Below are 15812 nucleotides of genomic sequence, written 5' to 3' on the forward strand. Positions count from 1 at the left end.
TATGAGTGCCGGTATCGGTGATCGCGACATCATCGCCTATTTTGGTTACGGTTCGCTCGTCAATCGCGACACTCACCGGACCGAGATCGTTGAAGCCATGCCGGCCCCGCCTCAAGGGCTGGCGTCGTCAATGGGTGCGTCGTGACAGCGAGAGCAGTCTTGCGCTGCTCAGCGTGCGGCGCGATCCTGATTCCGTGATCGACGGACTTCTTGTCATCGACCAAGCGCAGAATCTTCCTTCGGTCGATCTGCGTGAACAGCTCTATCGGCGCGTGCCGCTTGTATTGGCAGATCTGGAACTGTCCGGTTCCTTGCCGCGCGGATGCCCCGTCTATGTCTATGAAGCTTCGATGGTTCACCCCCCGGTTCGGCTCGACATCATCCAGTCTTATCTCGACGCTGTGCTGCAGGGCTTCCTGCGCGAATTCGGACGCGGAGGCGTCGAGCGCTTCATTGCGGAGACCGAGGGGTTCGACGCGAGGCTGATTGCGGATCGCAAGAAGCCGAACTATCCGCGTTCCGTGGTGCTTGGTGCCGAGGAGGAAGTCTATTTCGATGCACTGATTGCGCAAATAATTCCCGAATTTGCACCTTTCGTGCGCTAGTGTTTCCCATTCGCCACAATTGTGGGCTGGTATCCGGTGTCTGCTTTGGTTAAGAACGGCCTTCCAGTATCCGTCCTGGAGATTTCAGCGGATAGAGGATCCGATCCTGTAGCAACTGTCGAGTAAGCAAGATGACGAAGTGGTCGCCGAATTCTTGGAGAAACAAGCCAATCCAGCAGGTTCCGGCTTATCCGGATGCCGATGCGCTGGCTGAGGTCGAGGCGCGCATGGCCACGTATCCGCCGCTCGTTTTTGCAGGCGAGGCGCGTAAGCTGAAGAAACAGCTCGCAGCGGTGGCGGAGGGCAATGGCTTCCTTCTTCAGGGTGGCGACTGCGCTGAGAGCTTTGCAGAACATGGTGCCGACAATATTCGCGACTTCTTCCGCGCGTTTCTTCAGATGGCCGTGGTCCTGACCTATGCCGGTTCACAGCCCGTGGTGAAAGTTGGCCGGATTGCCGGTCAGTTCGCCAAGCCCCGGTCTTCCGACAATGAGACCAAGGGCGATGTGGTGTTGCCGAGCTACCGTGGCGACATCATCAATGGCATCGATTTCGATGAGGGCTCGCGCATACCCGATCCAGCGCGTCAGGAGATGGTGTACCGCCAGTCCGCCGCGACGCTGAACCTGTTGCGGGCCTTCGCACAGGGCGGTTTTGCCAACCTGGACAACGTTCACAAATGGATGCTTGGTTTCCTGTCCGACAGTCCGCAGGCTGAACGCTACCAGGAACTGGCTAACCGGATTTCCGAAACGGTGGATTTCATGCGTGCCATCGGTATTACCGGCGAAAGCACCCATGCCCTGCGCGAGACTGATTTCTACACCAGCCATGAGGGCCTTCTGCTTGGTTACGAAGAGGCCCTGACGCGGGTCGATTCCACGTCTGGCGACTGGTATGCGACATCGGGTCATATGATTTGGATCGGCGATCGTACCCGCCAGCCTGACCATGCGCATGTGGAATACTGCCGCGGCATCAAAAATCCGCTCGGTCTGAAGTGCGGTCCTTCGCTGACGCCCGATGGGCTGATCGAGTTGATTGATATTCTGAACCCCGAAAATGAACCTGGTCGCCTGACCCTCATTGCCCGCTTCGGTGCCGACAAGGTGGGAGACTACCTGCCCAGGCTTATCCGTGCCGTGGAAAAGGAGGGCCGCAAGGTCGTCTGGTCCTGCGATCCGATGCACGGCAACACGGTCACCGCCGCCGGGTACAAGACGCGCCCCTTCGATCGCATCCTGAAAGAGGTACAGACCTTCTTCGAGGTGCATCGGGCGGAAGGTTCGCATCCCGGTGGTCTGCATGTGGAGATGACCGGCAAGAACGTGACCGAGTGCACGGGCGGTGCGCGCGCCATTCGCGATGAGGAACTGCAGGATCGCTACCACACCCATTGCGACCCGCGCCTCAATGCCGATCAGGCGCTCGAACTGTCTTTTCTGGTGGCCGAGCTCCTGAAGAAGGATCGCGAGGCTCTGCCGGCCGACAAGGTCGCAAACGGCTGAGTACAATTGGCTTGAAGCCTGGCTTCAGGCTTTGTTGATGGCGTTGTTGTCCTCAGCTGTTAAACATGGCCACTGAAACGAATTGAACATTCGCGGAGGAAAGCCATGTCGGAAGTGCATCACGGATCGTGCCTGTGTGGCACGGTCCGTTTTTGTATAGCAGCCCCACTACGGGGTGTCGTTTATTGCCATTGCTCCCAGTGCCGCAGGCAGACCGGGCTCTATTATGCGGCAACGGATGTGGACGTGAGCAACCTCACCATCGAAGGTGAGGGGAACATCACCTGGTATGCCTCTTCCGATTTCGCCAGGCGCGGATTCTGCGCAACATGCGGCTCGGCACTGTTCTGGCAGTGCAATGATGCCGACCGGATTTCTGTCCTGGCTGGTGCCCTTGACCAACCCTCCGCACTCACGGCCGAAAGCCACATCTATGTGGAGGACAAGGGTGATTTTTACCAAATCTGCGATGGTCTACCGCAATCCCGGGGGGCGGCGGAGGCGGAGAAGCCGGGCGGCAGCCCCGGTTAGGCTCGTGGCGGGAGATTATGCCCGCGCCAGCCGGTCTGCGGAACGGTGCACAGGCCTTTCAGGTCAGGTGTGGCCGATTGTTTCTGTTGTCGGCAACAGACGTGGCCCGGCATGTTGCTACGGTTTTCGTAGCACCGCAAGGATCTGATCATTCCCTTCGGCCCTCGACGCTGTGAGGGGGCGTGGCAACCGCCTGTCATCTGCGGCCGCGTGTTGCAAGCAGGGGAGGCAGCGGCTACACGCATTGTAGTGCAAGCCGTTCTCGACTTTCATACAGGAACCTCATGGCCCTCAAATCTGCCCCTTCCGACATACTGCGCATTGCCACGGCCCAACTCAATCCGGTTGTCGGAGATGTGACGGGCAATCTGGCGAAAGCACGCGAGGCGCGGGCCGATGCAGCCCGCCATGGCGCGGACCTGGTTCTTTTCACGGAACTTTTCATTGCCGGATACCCGCCGGAGGATCTGGTTTTGAAGCCTGCCTTTGTGGAGGCTTGTGAACACGCGGTGCGCGCGTTCGCCGAAGATACGAAAGATGGTGGGCCGGGTGTTATCATCGGTGTTCCACTCAAACGCGACAGTGGCCTGCACAACGCGGTGATGGTGCTTGATGGGGGGGAGGTCATCGCCGAACGCTACAAGCTCGATCTGCCGAATTACGGTGAGTTCGACGAGAAGCGTGTTTTCCAGCCGGGACCGAACATGCCTGGCCCCGTCAATTTCCGGGGTATTCGTATCGGGATACCGGTTTGCGAGGATATCTGGGGTGAGCTTGATGTCTGCGAAACACTGGCAGAGTCAGGAGCGGAGTTGCTTCTGGTTCCCAATGGCTCGCCCTATTATCGCGGCAAGGTGGAAGTTCGGCATCAGATTGTCATCCGCCAGGTGATCGAAAGCGGCCTTCCGATCCTTTATGCCAACCAGCTCGGCGGGCAGGATGAGCTTGTCTTTGACGGCGCATCTTTTGCCATACAGACGGACAAATCACTGGCCTTCCAGATGAGCCAGTTCGAGGAGGCGGTCTCGGTTTCGACCTGGAAGCGTGAGGAGGGAGGCTGGCGCTGCGACGATGGCCCCATGTCCAAAATACCGGAAAAGGAAGAGGCCGACTACCGTGCCTGCATGCTGGGTCTGCGCGATTATGTGAACAAAAATGGCTTCAGGAACGTTGTATTGGGGCTTTCAGGTGGCATCGATTCGGCAATCTGCGCGGCACTTGCTGTCGATGCGCTGGGCGAAGAACGGGTGCGCTGCGTCATGATGCCTTACCGCTACACGTCCGAAGAATCGCTGAAGGATGCGCAGGATTGCGCCCGTGCGTTGGGATGCCGTTATGACATCGTGCCCATTTCCGATCCTGTGGAGGGGTTTTCCGCCGCCCTTTCTCCATTGTTTGAGGGCACCAATTCGGGCGTGACGGAAGAGAACCTGCAAAGCCGCACCCGGGGCACGATCCTGATGGCCGTTTCCAACAAATTCGGTTCCATGGTTGTCACCACCGGCAACAAGTCGGAAATGTCGGTCGGCTACGCCACGCTTTATGGCGACATGAATGGCGGGTTCAATCCCATCAAGGATGTCTACAAGATGCAGGTCTATGCCCTGTCGTCATGGCGCAACACGACTGTCCCGCCCGGCGCGCTCGGCCCCCTCCGGCGAGGTCATCCCGCAAAACATCATCGACAAGGCCCCGTCGGCCGAGCTTCGCCCCGATCAGACGGATCAGGATTCGCTGCCGCCCTATCCGGTGCTTGACGACATTCTGGAGTGTCTTGTGGAGGGCGAGATGAGCGTTGACGCCATCGTTGCGCGGGGCCACGATCGTGAAATGGTTCACCGGGTAGAGCACCTGCTCTACATTGCGGAATACAAGCGGCGTCAGGCAGCCCCCGGCGTGAAGATAACGAAGAAGAATTTTGGTCGTGACCGTCGATATCCGATCACAAACAGATTCAGGGATCGCTCGTAAGTATCGGTGGGGGAACAGCTTTCCCGAGTTGGGAGGCTGTTGCGGTTTCTGGCTCTCGAGCTCTCCCCGGGTGGAAAAGACCCGGTCGATCAAGCCCCATTTACAGGCTTCCTGCGCGGTCATGAAAAAATCTCGGTCGAGCGTTTGTTCCACAAGCCAGCCTGCCGCGAATTCGGGAATGATCAGTGCGCGCCAGACCTTCTCAGGAGGAGATTCCAGAAGGTACTCCAAAATGATGTTTTTCTTCGTGTTTTCAGTTTCGGCATCGCTCACTGGTCCATCTCCCTGAGCATCGTTTCGAGTTTCTCGAACCGCTCGGGCCAGAAGCCGCGATAGCGTGTAAGCCAGTCGACCACCGGCGCCATCCCATCCGGCCTTATCCGGTAGCGCATCTGCCGTCCGGTTTTCTTTTCCTCGAACAGGCCTGCACTGCGCAGCACGGCGATGTGTTGCGATACCGCCGGTTGCGACATGGCCAGCCCCCTCTCGTAGCTCGGTCGCATTGCGTTCGCCTCCACTCAGCCGTTCGAGCATCTGTCGGCGTGTTGGATCGGCGAGGGCCTTGAAGAAATCTGCTTCTGCCACCAATCCCTACAATGCGGCCATTGCGCTTTTTTTTTCGGCGTTTACGATGCCCGCAATTCACCTTGCAGTTTTCCCCACGCCGCACCTTTGCCGGCACCAGAGTTCCGCTCATGTCCTATCTGAACTTTCTTCGCGACAACGCGCGCTGGCTTGCGGGCGGGTTTCTACTCACGCTGTTTTCATCCTTTGGCCAGACCTTCTTCATTTCGCTGTCGGCCGGCGACATCCGGACCGAATACGGTCTGTCGCACGGTGCCTTCGGCACACTTTACATGCTGGCCACGCTTGCCAGTGCATTCACACTGCCCAAACTGGGGCAGATCGTCGACCGGTACCCGGCGCGACAGGTCACCTTCATCATCATTCCGCTTCTGGCACTTGCCTGTGTTTCGATGGCGCTGTCGCAATCCATCATCGTTCTCGTTGTCACGATCTACATGCTGCGCCTTTTTGGGCAGGGGATGATGACACACAATTCGCTGACGGCCATGGGACGCTGGTTTTCAGCTCAGCGCGGCCGTGCCGTGTCGGTGGCCACGCTTGGTCACAATGTGGGTGAGGCGGTCCTGCCGCTTGCTTTCGTGGCTGTTGCAGCGCTGGTGGGGTGGCGCAACAGCTGGTTCATTGCCGCAGCTTTGCTGGTCCTCTTCGCGCTTCCGGTCATCTCTGGTCTGATAGCCGTGGAGCGAGCGCCTCGTGCAAGCGACCCCGTTTCACGAAAAAGCCTTGTGCGCGACTGGACGCGCGGCGAAGTCGTGCGGGATCCGGTGTTCTATCTGCTCCTGCTGGGCGTCATGGCGCCGGGCTTCATTGGAACCACGATCTTTTTTCACCAGATATATCTGGTGGAGCTGCGTGGCTGGTCGCTTGAAGTGTTTGCTTCCTCGTTCACGTTCATGGCGACCATGACGGTGATTTTCGCGTTGATTTCGGGTCAGCTCATTGACCGGTTCTCTGCGGTCGCGCTCTTGCCCGGCTTTCTGCTTCCGCTGGGGGCTGCCTGTCTGATCCTGGCTGCCAGCGATGCGCAGTGGAGCGCTTTCGCTTTCATGGGCCTGATGGGGATATCCTATGGTTTTTCCTCAACGCTGTTCGGTGCGCTCTGGCCAGAGGTCTACGGCATTCGGCACCTCGGTTCCATTCGTGCGCTTACGGTTGCGATCATGGTCTTTGCCACCGCCATGGGGCCGGGGATTACCGGCTTCCTGATCGATCGCGGTGTGAGCTATCCGTTGCAGATCGGGGTGATGGGCTTTTATTGCCTGGGTGCGAGCGTGGTGCTTTTCGTCGTTTCGCGCGGTTTGAGTGTGCGTCTCAGAAGTGCGTGAGGTCAGGTTCTTCTTGCCTGTACCGGCAGTTTTGGGTACGCCGCACTCATGACAGTCACCGTTCGTTTTGCGCCGTCCCCGACGGGCCACATCCATATTGGAAACATACGCACAGCGCTCTTCAACTGGCTCTTTGCCAGGAAGAATGATGGTCGCTTCATTCTGCGTTTCGACGACACGGATGTGGAAAGGTCGCGTCGGGAATATGCTGAAGGTATAGCCCGCGATCTCTCTTGGCTCGGCATCGAGCCGGACCAGACAGTCGCTCAGTCCGCGCGCTTTGATCGATACGATCGCGCTGCAGAGCGGCTCAAGTCTGCGGGGCTTCTCTATCCCTGCTATGAGACGCCCGAGGAATTGGAACGCCGGCGCAGGATCCGTCTGTCACGTCGCTTGCCTCCCGTTTATGGCCGTGAGGCGCTCAAGCTCACTGACGATGATAAAGCCATGTATGAGGCCGAGGGGCGCAAACCGCACTGGCGCTTCCTTCTGCCGAATTTTTCCCAAGACCCTTTTGCAACGCGGCGCACCGAAATGCACTGGGACGATGTCGTACGCGGACCGCAGACCGTCGATCTCGCGTCCATGTCCGATCCCGTTCTGATCCGGGCCGACGGCACGTATCTTTACACGCTGCCTTCAGTCGTTGACGACATTGAACTCGGTGTCAGTCACATCATCCGGGGGGACGACCATGTCACCAACACGGGTGCGCAGCTTGCCCTGTTTCGTGCACTTGATGCCCAACCGCCCGCCTTCGGACATCACAACCTGCTCACCACCGCGTCGGGAGAAGGGCTTTCCAAGCGCACAGGAGCGCTTTCGATTGCGAGCCTGCGTGAGGCGGGTATCGAGCCCATGGCCGTGGCATCCCTCGCCGTTCTGATCGGCACATCCGAAAACGTCACGGCGGTCACAACCATGGAAGAGCTGGTCGCACTGTTCGAACCCACATCCACGTCGAAGTCAGCGGCGAAATTTGATCCTGCGGAGCTGTCTGGACTCAGCAGGCATCTTATTCAGGCAATGTCGTTTGATCAGGTCGCCGAGAGGCTTTCCGGGTTGGGGATCGCAGGGCACGAAGCCGAGGCTTTCTGGCTGGCTGTGCGCGGCAATCTCGAAAGGGTTGCCGACGCATCCGTCTGGTGGCGCATTGTCAAAGACAAGCCGGCAGATGATGCAACGCTTACTGTTGAAGATCGCGGTTTCGTGCACGAGGCGGCGCAGTATCTGCCTCCCGAGCCTTGGGACAGCGAAACATGGCGGTTGTGGACGGCTGAGATCAAATCTGGAACGGGCAGGAAGGGGCGGAGCCTCTTCATGCCCTTGCGCATTGCCCTTACGGGGCGGGAGCAGGGGCCGGAGCTCGCAGGTCTATTGCCTCTTCTGGGTCGGGAAGAAACGCTGGCCCGACTATCCTGACGCGCCTTGGTGTCTGTCGGGCTTCCGGCGCAACAGAGCTTGTCCGGTCGCTTTCCTCATCCTGTTTTTTGCGGGCGCCATCATGGGACTTGCTGCGTGCATCCCTTTCTGGCGATCTGGCGACATGAAAGCTCGAGCCCCGCTCTTGGCCTGCGCCCGACGGGGCGGTTTCCGCGGAAGTTTGCGCCTTCTGCTCTTCTCCAGCGGGGGTCGCTACAAGCTGTGATTTTTCGCCAGCGATGACCTTGAAGTTTTTCGGGCGCTGGCATCCACAAATCTTCTTGCGAATACCGGTCCGGCGATAGCTGAAAGCTTTGGGCAGGTCCAGATAGGCGCTGCCGTCGGCTGCCGAAACCATCTCTTCTGGCGTTTCGCGCTGCACATCATGGGTGTAGAGCGCCACTTCGGCTCCGGGGCAGCGCGCCTCGCATGTTTTCGCATCGCGCGGGAAATGTTTCTTGGAGACCGAAAAGGAAATGGGAAAGTAATATCCGTCGCACAGGCGGACACACATCGTCTGGTATACGCTTCCAGGACGCTGTGGTTGCTTGGCCTTGTTGTCTGTGATGCGTTTTCCCGTCGATTTTTTTTTCGTCCGCTCCGGACGGTTTCCACAACCATGCTTCTTTAGGGAAGCTTCAATTCTTTTTCGGCTTGCAGCTGACCCGCCACCGATACGGCTACGCTGCTTGCGCAGTTTTGCCAGATTGCTCTTCATCTTTCCTTCGGAACGTTTCAATGCAGCGCATTGCCGCGCTTGGCTTGAAAACAGACCAAAACCGCAACTGGCCTTCCTCATCTGACCACGGAGAATTTTCAGTTGCTGGCTTTGTTTGGCAATGGCGCGATCATAGCGCTTTGCCTGGGCTGGAGATGCTCCAGACACCGTGGCCAACCGGGCTTCCAGCTTACGGCAGGTTTTTGATTTGGCGGCTGCATCCAGAGTGAGGGCTGCCATGCCAACAATCAAGACCAGGCAGGCCAGTCCCGTCTTCCAGATCGTATCGCCGCCCTTGCGCATTCATTGCCCTAAAAACACACGTCACGAGCATTTTGCTTATGCGTCATTTCCCGCCTCGACCGGAGCGCGGCGAACCGCTGCAACCCCTGGGGCGCGTTCATGTTGACTGTGACAGGTTAAGTTGCGGTTACACCTACTAGCAGTTTCAGGATGGGGCAATGAAAACTCAACCGAGGCGTACATTTTGGTCAGTGTTGTTCACATATGTTTCCTGATTGCGCTGGCTGGTGCAAGGCCTTCAACCGGTCATGACGGCCTTGCTTTTCTGGAGCGCCTCGACTGCCGCAAGTGCTGTCATGTTCACGACTCCGCGAGATGTTACGGAAGGGGTGAGGATGTGCGCCGGCATGGCTGTGCCAAGGAGTATCGGGCCGACATGCAGGGCATCTGTCATGACCTTGAGTGTTGTCAGGGTGATGTTGGCGGCGTCGAGGGTCGGGAAGACGAGGAGATTGGCCTCTCCGGTCAATGCTGCCTGTGGAAAGACCCGCTGTCTAAGAGTTTCCGAGAGTGCTGAATCGCCGTGCATCTCGCCATCGGAAACGAGGTCTGGTGCGATGCGTTTCAGCGTCCGGGCTGCCTCACGCATTTTCAGCGAACTTTCGGAATCGCGCGAGCCGAAATTGGAGTGCGACAGAAGCGCGGCCTTGGGCTCAATGCCGAACCGGCGGATTTCTTCGGCTGCGAGGATCGTTGTTTCAACGATTTCCGAAGCGGACGGGCACAGCGTCACGTAAGTGTCGGTAAAGAAGGTCACGCCGAACTGCGAGATCAGCATCGAGAGCGTCGACAGGTCGCACACGCCCTCTCGCTTGCCGATGATCATGTCGACATACCGAAGGTGCTTTTCAAAACGGCCTTCAAGCCCGCAGATCATTGCGTCCGCCTCGTCGCGCATCATGGCGATGGCTGCGATCACCGTGGTGTTTGTGCGCACCAGTGTGCGCGCCGCCTCCGGGGTCACACCGCGACGGCCGGCCAACTGCACCAGAAGTTCTACGTAATCCCGATAGCGAGGGTCATCCTCGGGGTTGATGATGGCGAAGTCTTCACCGGGTCGAATGCGCAGGCCATAGCGCTTCAGTCGGGTTTCCACCACATGTGGACGACCAATGATGATGGGTTCGGCAATGCCTTCCTCGATCACCACCTGAGCGGCACGCAGCACGCGCTCATCCTCGCCATCCGCATAGATCACGCGTTTGGTTCCCGCGCCCTTGGCTGCCGAGAACACAGGCTTCATCACGAGACCGGAGCGGAAGACAAACCGGTTCAGGCGATCGAGATACTGATCCATGTCGGCAATGGGGCGGGCGGCGACGCCGCTTTCCATTGCCGCCTTTGCCACCGCCGGAGCGATGCGCAGGATAAGCCGAGGGTCGAAGGGAGAGGGGATCAGGAAGTCCGGACCGAAAATCGGCGTCTCTCCGGAGTAGGCGCGTGCTGCCACATCCGATGGCTCTTCACGTGCCAGCCCGGCAATCGCCTTCACGGCAGCACGCTTCATTTCTTCATTGATCGCTGTTGCGCCCACATCGAGTGCACCGCGGAAAATGTATGGGAAGCAAAGGACGTTGTTGACCTGGTTGGGAAAGTCGGAGCGACCGGTGCAGATCATGGCGTCGGGCCGTGCCTCGCGGGCCACGTCCGGCATGATTTCGGGAACCGGATTCGCAAGCGCCAGGATCAATGGCTTGCTGGCCATGTCGGCAAGCATCTCCGGTTTCAGAACACCGGCCGCCGACAGGCCCAGAAACACATCTGCTCCACCAATCACATCCGCCAGCCTGCGGGCATCGGTGTCTTTCACATATGGCGCTTTCCAGCGATCCATTTCTTCCTGGCGGCCTTCATAGACGACACCATGACGGTCGGTGAGCCAGATGTTCTCGGTTTTTGCACCCAGCGAGACGAGGAGGTTGAGGCAGGCAAGCGCGGCAGCGCCTGCGCCCGACGAAACAATCTTTGCTCGTGCAATGTCCTTGCCGGCCAGTTCGAGCCCGTTCAAAACGGCGGCCGCCACGATGATCGCTGTTCCGTGCTGGTCGTCATGGAAAACGGGAATGCCCATGCGCTTCTTGAGCTGTTCCTCGACCTCGAAGCATTCTGGAGCCTTGATATCTTCCAGATTGATGCCTCCGAAGGTGGGTTCAAGGGCGGCGACGGTTTCGACCATCCTATCGATTTCCGGCGCATCGATTTCGATGTCGAAAACGTCGATGCCGGCAAACTTCTTGAACAAAACGGCCTTGCCTTCCATCACCGGTTTGGAAGCGAGAGGGCCGATATTGCCGAGGCCGAGCACGGCAGATCCGTTCGATACGACCGCCACCAGATTGGCGCGCGCGGTGTAGTCGGCAGCCGTTTTGGGATCGTCATGAATGGCCATGCACGGGGTGGCAACACCCGGAGAATAGGCCAGAGCCAGATCACGCTGGTTGCCAAGCGGCTTTGTCGCCTGGATCTCCAGTTTCCCGGGCGTCGGATGGCTATGGAAGAAGAGCGCAGCCTCGTCGAACTCGGATCTTTGCGTTTTCTTGCTCTCGGATGACATCAGGGGCTCCACACTATGGCTCTGCCGGCACTGGCCGTTCTTGCTTGCGGGCATCGCTTGCCAACCTCACGCACTCCGTGCCTGGAGGGTGGCAAGCGACTTCGATCATTCTTCGTGATTAGGCGCTCAAACCGGCTTTTTCCAGCTTTGAATGCCGTGAAGCAGTTTCATGCTCATGAATCTCATGATTGGTAAGCAATCGCTGGAGGCTGGGGCCCATTTCGGCGGCGCTACAGTAACGAAACCTGTCCGTCATATGTCTGTGACATGAATCGGGCCATAGAGTGGGCGACTTAACAAGGCTCAGGCGGGACAATGACTGGCGTCGAACACCGCAGATTTCGCGCACTCTTCATCTCCGACATTCATCTGGGTTCGAAACCTGCCAAGGCCGAGTTTCTGATCGATTTTCTGCGTTATCACGATGCAGAGCGGATTTATCTGGTCGGCGACATCGTCGATGGCTGGCGTCTCAAACGCTCCTGGCATTGGCCACCGGCGCACAATGATGTGGTGCAGAAGCTGTTGCGCAAGGCCCGAAAGGGCACGGAAATCATCTACATTGCGGGAAACCATGACGAGTTTCTGCGATCATTCCAGGGGGTGCACTTCGGTGGCATCGTGGTGGCCGACCGGGTGATTCACGAAGCGGCTGACGGGCGTCGGTTTCTGGTCATTCATGGCGATCAGTTCGATCAGGTCGTTCACAATGTTCGCTGGCTCGCCTACCTGGGAGACAAGGCGTATGACCTGGCGATCGTGGTCAATCGGATAATCGCCCGGGTTCGGCGCTTGCTGGGGCGGCCCTACTGGTCGTTTTCTTCCTGGGCGAAAATCAAGGTCAAGAAAGCGGTGAAGTTCATTAGCTCGTTTCAGGATGTGCTGGCCCAGGAGGCCAGACGTGCAGAAGTTGACGGCGTTATCTGTGGGCACATCCATCACGCTGCCATGGAGGAAATTCGGGGCGTCAGCTACATGAATACCGGTGACTGGGTGGAAAGCTGTACCGCCCTTGCCGAGAATGCGGATGGCCGCTTCGAAATCATCACATGGGCGCAGGTGCTTGAAACGGAAGCGCAGGCCGTTTCACACGAGCAGAACGGTGTTGTGGCCGCTTTCCAGAAAAGCGGGGTCAAGGCCGCCTGAGCGGCCCCTGGCCGACAAGCAGTTGCTCAACCCCAAAGCTGTGGTGAAGGGGGAGAAACAAGCGATCCGGAATAAGCGAGGGCGTGAGCCCGGTCCTTCGCGAGAAGCAGCGGCCCGTCCAGATCGACATAGTCGGCTCCCTGAGCAAGCAGGACCGCCGGCGCCATTGCGAGCGAAGAACCAACCATACATCCAACCATCACGCCAAAGCCCATCGCGCGAGCGCGGTCGCGCAGTTCGATCGCTGCGGTCAGGCCTCCGGTCTTGTCGAGCTTGATGTTCACAAAGTCATACAGACCCGCGAGATCCTTCAGGCTATCGGCCGTGTGCACGCTTTCATCGGCGCAGACCGGGACCGGGTGTGGGATTTCGCGAAGAATGGTATCTTTTCCTGCCGGCAGCGGCTGCTCGATCAGCGCGACATGGAATTCTGCCGCAGCCAGCATGTTTTCGCGAATGTTGTCCTCGGTCCAGCCTTCATTGGCATCGACGATCAGACGACTTTCAGGCGCTGCACCGGCTACTGCATGAATGCGCGCGGCGTCGTTCTCTCCGCCCAGCTTCACCTTGAGCAGGGGACGCGTCGCATGGGCGCGCGCCTGCGCTGCCATTTCTTCCGGCGGTGCAAGGGAGATCGTATAGGCGGTCTGCAGGGGGCGTGGCGGGATGGTGCAGACCATCTCGGAGGCGCGCTTGCCGGAGAGCTTTGCCTCCAGGTCCCACAGCGCACAGTCTATCGCATTGCGTGCTGCTCCTGCGGGCATGGCCTGGATCAGGTCATTGCGACTGATACCATTTGCGATGTCGTCTCGCAGGCCCTCGATCTGGCTCACCACGCTGTCTTCTGATTCACCGTACCGTGGGTAGGGAACGCATTCGCCATGCCCGCGTACACCGTTTTCGCTCACCGTGCAGGCAACCACCCGTGCTTCCGTGCGGGAACCGCGGGAAATCGTGAAAACTCCGGCGATGGGAAAACTGTCGACATCAATGGCAAGTTCGCGTGTCATTTCCGTCCTTCTTCTTATAAAATTTCAATTTATCGGAGGAACATGCCTTATATGGCCCTTCCGTAAGCCGGCAACCGGTTCCCTTTGGACCTGCTCCACACTAATGATGGTGCCATGTTGACCAATTCCTTTGGCGAAGCAAGCGACGCGGGGCGACCAACCGGCCAGAATGGCGAACCGGCCATCGAGGTGAGCGAGGCGGAAAACGGCATGGTGTCGTGCCGTCTGTCGGGTGCATGGAACACGCGTACCGTTGCACGGGTCGATCAGCGCATGCGCGACCTTGAAGCCAGGGTGGGGGGAGGTTCCCTCGCTCTCGATCTTACTGAGGTCGGCAGCATGGACACGGCCGGTGCGTGGCTCATAGAACGGCTCGTCCACGCCTGCCGGACTCAGGGCGCCAACGTAACGGTGGCGGGCGAAAGCGATGCCGCCAAGATCCTGTTGCCGGCGGTGCGCGATGCGGTGGAGCAGGAGCGCCAGAGCGAGCCGGCGGAAAAACGCTCGCTTATCACTCGCCTTCTGGAGGGGATCGGGCGTGCCATGTATGAGGCGCGCGACGACATTGTCTACGGTGCCCACATCCTGGGCGCGACCATCGGTGGCGCGCAGATGAAGCTTGGGCGCGCCCATGCCATCAACCCGGCAGCCATCGTCAGTCAGATCGACCGCATGGGCGTGGGAGCTGTGCCGATCATCATCCTGATGTCGGCGATCGTGGGCGCGATCATCGCGCAGCAGGGTGCATTCCAGTTGCGATATTTCGGCGCAGAGATCTTCGTGGTCGATCTCGTGGGTATTCTGATTCTGCGTGAACTTGGCGTGTTGATGACGGCGATCATGATCGCAGGGCGGTCCGGCAGCGCGATCACGGCCGAAATCGGTTCCATGAAGATGCGTGAGGAAGTGGATGCTCTCACGGTGATTGGCCTCAATCCCGTCGGGGTTCTGGTGTTTCCACGCCTCGTCGCACTGATGGTCGGCGTGCCCTGTCTCACCATTGTGGCCAATTTTGCTGCGCTTGGTGGTGCCATGCTGATCGCCTGGCTCTATTCGGGAATTCCGCCCGAGGCGTTCGTTGATCGACTTCGGGAATCCATTGACCTTTCAACGATCTTTGCCGGATTGATCAAGGCACCTTTCATGGCGCTTATCGTCGGCATCATAGCCTCGATCGAGGGCATGAAGGTTGGTGGCAGCGCGGAGTCGCTTGGCAGTCACGTCACAGCGTCTGTCGTGAAGGCGATCTTCGTGGTGATTGTCGTTGATGGCCTGTTCGCAATTTTCTACGCGGCAATCGATTTCTAGGTGGCGACATGGCTCTGATCGCGGAAAATCAACACGGACAGGGGGAAGCAGCACGCGATGTCGTGCTTTCAGTTCGCGATGTAACGGTCGGGTTTGGCGACACGCTGGTGCTTGATGGTCTGTCGCTCGACGTGTACCGGGGTGAAATCCTTGGCTTCGTCGGCGCCTCCGGCGCTGGAAAATCGGTGTTGCTTCGCACAATTCTGGGTCTCATCCGCAAGCGCTCCGGAACGATCCACCTTCTGGGACAGGATCTTGATGCGGCCACGGATGAGGAACGACTGACGGTTGACATGCATCAGGGGGTTCTTTTCCAGCACGGCGCCCTTTTTTCGGCGCTAACCGTGCTTGAAAACATCCAGGTGCCTATGCGTGAATATCTCGATATGCCACATGCCCTGATGGACGAACTTGCATATCTCAAGCTTGAGCTCGTTGGTCTGCCGCGAAATGCAGCGCTCAAATTTCCCTCCGAGCTGTCCGGCGGCATGATAAAGCGTGCGGCGCTGGCACGCGCGCTTGCGCTTGATCCCGATATCGTTTTTCTCGATGAGCCGACTTCAGGGCTTGACCCGATCGGCGCAGCGGAATTCGATGAACTGGTAGGAAAACTTCGCGACACGATGGGGCTGACCGTCTACATGGTCACCCACGATCTCGACAGTCTCCTGACTGCGTGTGACCGCATTGCGGTGCTCGGTGGCAAGCGTGTTCTGGTGGAAGGTACCGTTGAGGATATGCTCGCATGCGACGATCCTTGGGTGAAGGCCTATTTCAGTGGAAAGCGGGCGCGTCAGATCGACCGATCCGCTAGGGGTTAACG

At 58.7% G+C, this 15812-nt stretch carries 12 protein-coding genes and 3 pseudogenes; 10 read left to right on the plus strand and 5 right to left on the minus strand.

Features of this window, described 5'->3' with window-relative positions; all coding sequences use genetic code 11:
- The first annotated feature begins 1 nt into the window (after position 1).
- The 5 genes and pseudogenes from AB2N04_RS11255 to AB2N04_RS11275 all read left to right on the plus strand — a co-directional run bounded on the left by AB2N04_RS11255 (position 2) and on the right by AB2N04_RS11275 (position 4615).
- Complete coding sequence (locus AB2N04_RS11255; protein WP_367714590.1) at positions 2-145, plus strand: hypothetical protein; 144 nt, start codon at positions 2-4, stop codon at positions 143-145.
- Positions 135-605, plus strand: coding sequence for a gamma-glutamylcyclotransferase (locus AB2N04_RS11260; RefSeq protein WP_367714591.1), 471 nt, complete (start codon positions 135-137; stop codon positions 603-605). Before AB2N04_RS11255 ends, AB2N04_RS11260 begins: the two co-directional genes overlap by 11 nt.
- A 131-nt stretch (positions 606-736) precedes the next feature.
- Positions 737-2113 (plus strand): class II 3-deoxy-7-phosphoheptulonate synthase, encoded by a 1377-nt coding sequence (locus tag AB2N04_RS11265; protein ID WP_367714592.1) that lies wholly within the window; start codon positions 737-739, stop codon positions 2111-2113.
- Between the two features lie 105 nt (positions 2114-2218).
- Positions 2219-2644 (plus strand): GFA family protein, encoded by a 426-nt coding sequence (locus tag AB2N04_RS11270; RefSeq protein ID WP_367714593.1) that lies wholly within the window; start codon positions 2219-2221, stop codon positions 2642-2644.
- A 284-nt stretch (positions 2645-2928) separates the two neighbouring features.
- A pseudogene (locus AB2N04_RS11275) lies at positions 2929-4615 on the plus strand (NAD+ synthase).
- 66 nt (positions 4616-4681) lie between these two features.
- On the opposite strand, the pseudogene AB2N04_RS11280 reads toward AB2N04_RS11275, so the two are convergent.
- Positions 4682-4768 (minus strand): annotated as a pseudogene (locus AB2N04_RS11280) (ATP-dependent Clp protease proteolytic subunit); the annotation flags it as partial.
- 116 nt (positions 4769-4884) lie between these two features.
- A pseudogene (locus tag AB2N04_RS11285) lies at positions 4885-5200 on the minus strand (ArsR/SmtB family transcription factor).
- Positions 5201-5310: 110 nt separating this feature from the next.
- On the opposite strand from AB2N04_RS11285, the gene AB2N04_RS11290 reads away from it, so the two are divergent.
- Together AB2N04_RS11290 and gltX are read left to right on the plus strand one after the other, a co-directional pair.
- Positions 5311-6528, plus strand: a complete 1218-nt coding sequence (locus AB2N04_RS11290) for an MFS transporter (protein ID WP_367714594.1) — start codon at positions 5311-5313, stop codon at positions 6526-6528.
- 48 nt (positions 6529-6576) lie between these two features.
- Positions 6577-7950 carry a glutamate--tRNA ligase gene (gene gltX / locus AB2N04_RS11295; RefSeq protein ID WP_367714595.1) on the plus strand — a complete coding sequence of 458 codons (1374 nt, stop codon included), beginning with the start codon at positions 6577-6579 and terminating at the stop codon, positions 7948-7950.
- Here gltX and AB2N04_RS11300 read toward each other — a convergent pair.
- Complete coding sequence (locus AB2N04_RS11300) at positions 7868-8971, minus strand: DUF2865 domain-containing protein (RefSeq protein WP_367714596.1); 1104 nt, start codon at positions 8969-8971, stop codon at positions 7868-7870. The genes gltX and AB2N04_RS11300 overlap by 83 nt on opposite strands.
- Positions 8972-9209: 238 nt before the next feature.
- Positions 9210-11525, minus strand: coding sequence for an NADP-dependent malic enzyme (locus AB2N04_RS11305; RefSeq protein WP_367714597.1), 2316 nt, complete (start codon positions 11523-11525; stop codon positions 9210-9212).
- Between the two features lie 315 nt (positions 11526-11840).
- Between AB2N04_RS11305 and AB2N04_RS11310 the strand changes: the two genes are divergently transcribed.
- The gene (locus AB2N04_RS11310; protein WP_367714598.1) at positions 11841-12671 is read left to right on the plus strand and encodes a UDP-2,3-diacylglucosamine diphosphatase; all 831 of its coding nucleotides are present in this window, start codon (positions 11841-11843) and stop codon (positions 12669-12671) included.
- A gap of 26 nt (positions 12672-12697) precedes the next feature.
- Here the strand turns inward: AB2N04_RS11310 and dgcA are convergent, their stop codons facing one another.
- The gene (dgcA, locus tag AB2N04_RS11315; protein ID WP_367714599.1) at positions 12698-13681 is read right to left on the minus strand and encodes an N-acetyl-D-Glu racemase DgcA; all 984 of its coding nucleotides are present in this window, start codon (positions 13679-13681) and stop codon (positions 12698-12700) included.
- 114 nt (positions 13682-13795) lie between these two features.
- Here dgcA and AB2N04_RS11320 point away from each other — a divergent pair, with 114 nt between their 5' ends.
- Entirely contained in the window at positions 13796-14989 is a 1194-nt protein-coding gene (locus AB2N04_RS11320) for an ABC transporter permease (protein ID WP_367714600.1), read from the plus strand.
- An 8-nt stretch (positions 14990-14997) separates the two neighbouring features.
- Positions 14998-15810: an ABC transporter ATP-binding protein gene (locus AB2N04_RS11325; RefSeq protein WP_367714601.1), complete on the plus strand. Its 813-nt coding sequence runs from the start codon at positions 14998-15000 to the stop codon at positions 15808-15810.
- Positions 15811-15812 lie beyond the last annotated feature (2 nt).

The sequence above is a fragment of the Nitratireductor sp. GISD-1A_MAKvit genome, assembly GCF_040819555.1.
Lineage (GTDB): Bacteria > Pseudomonadota > Alphaproteobacteria > Rhizobiales > Rhizobiaceae > Nitratireductor.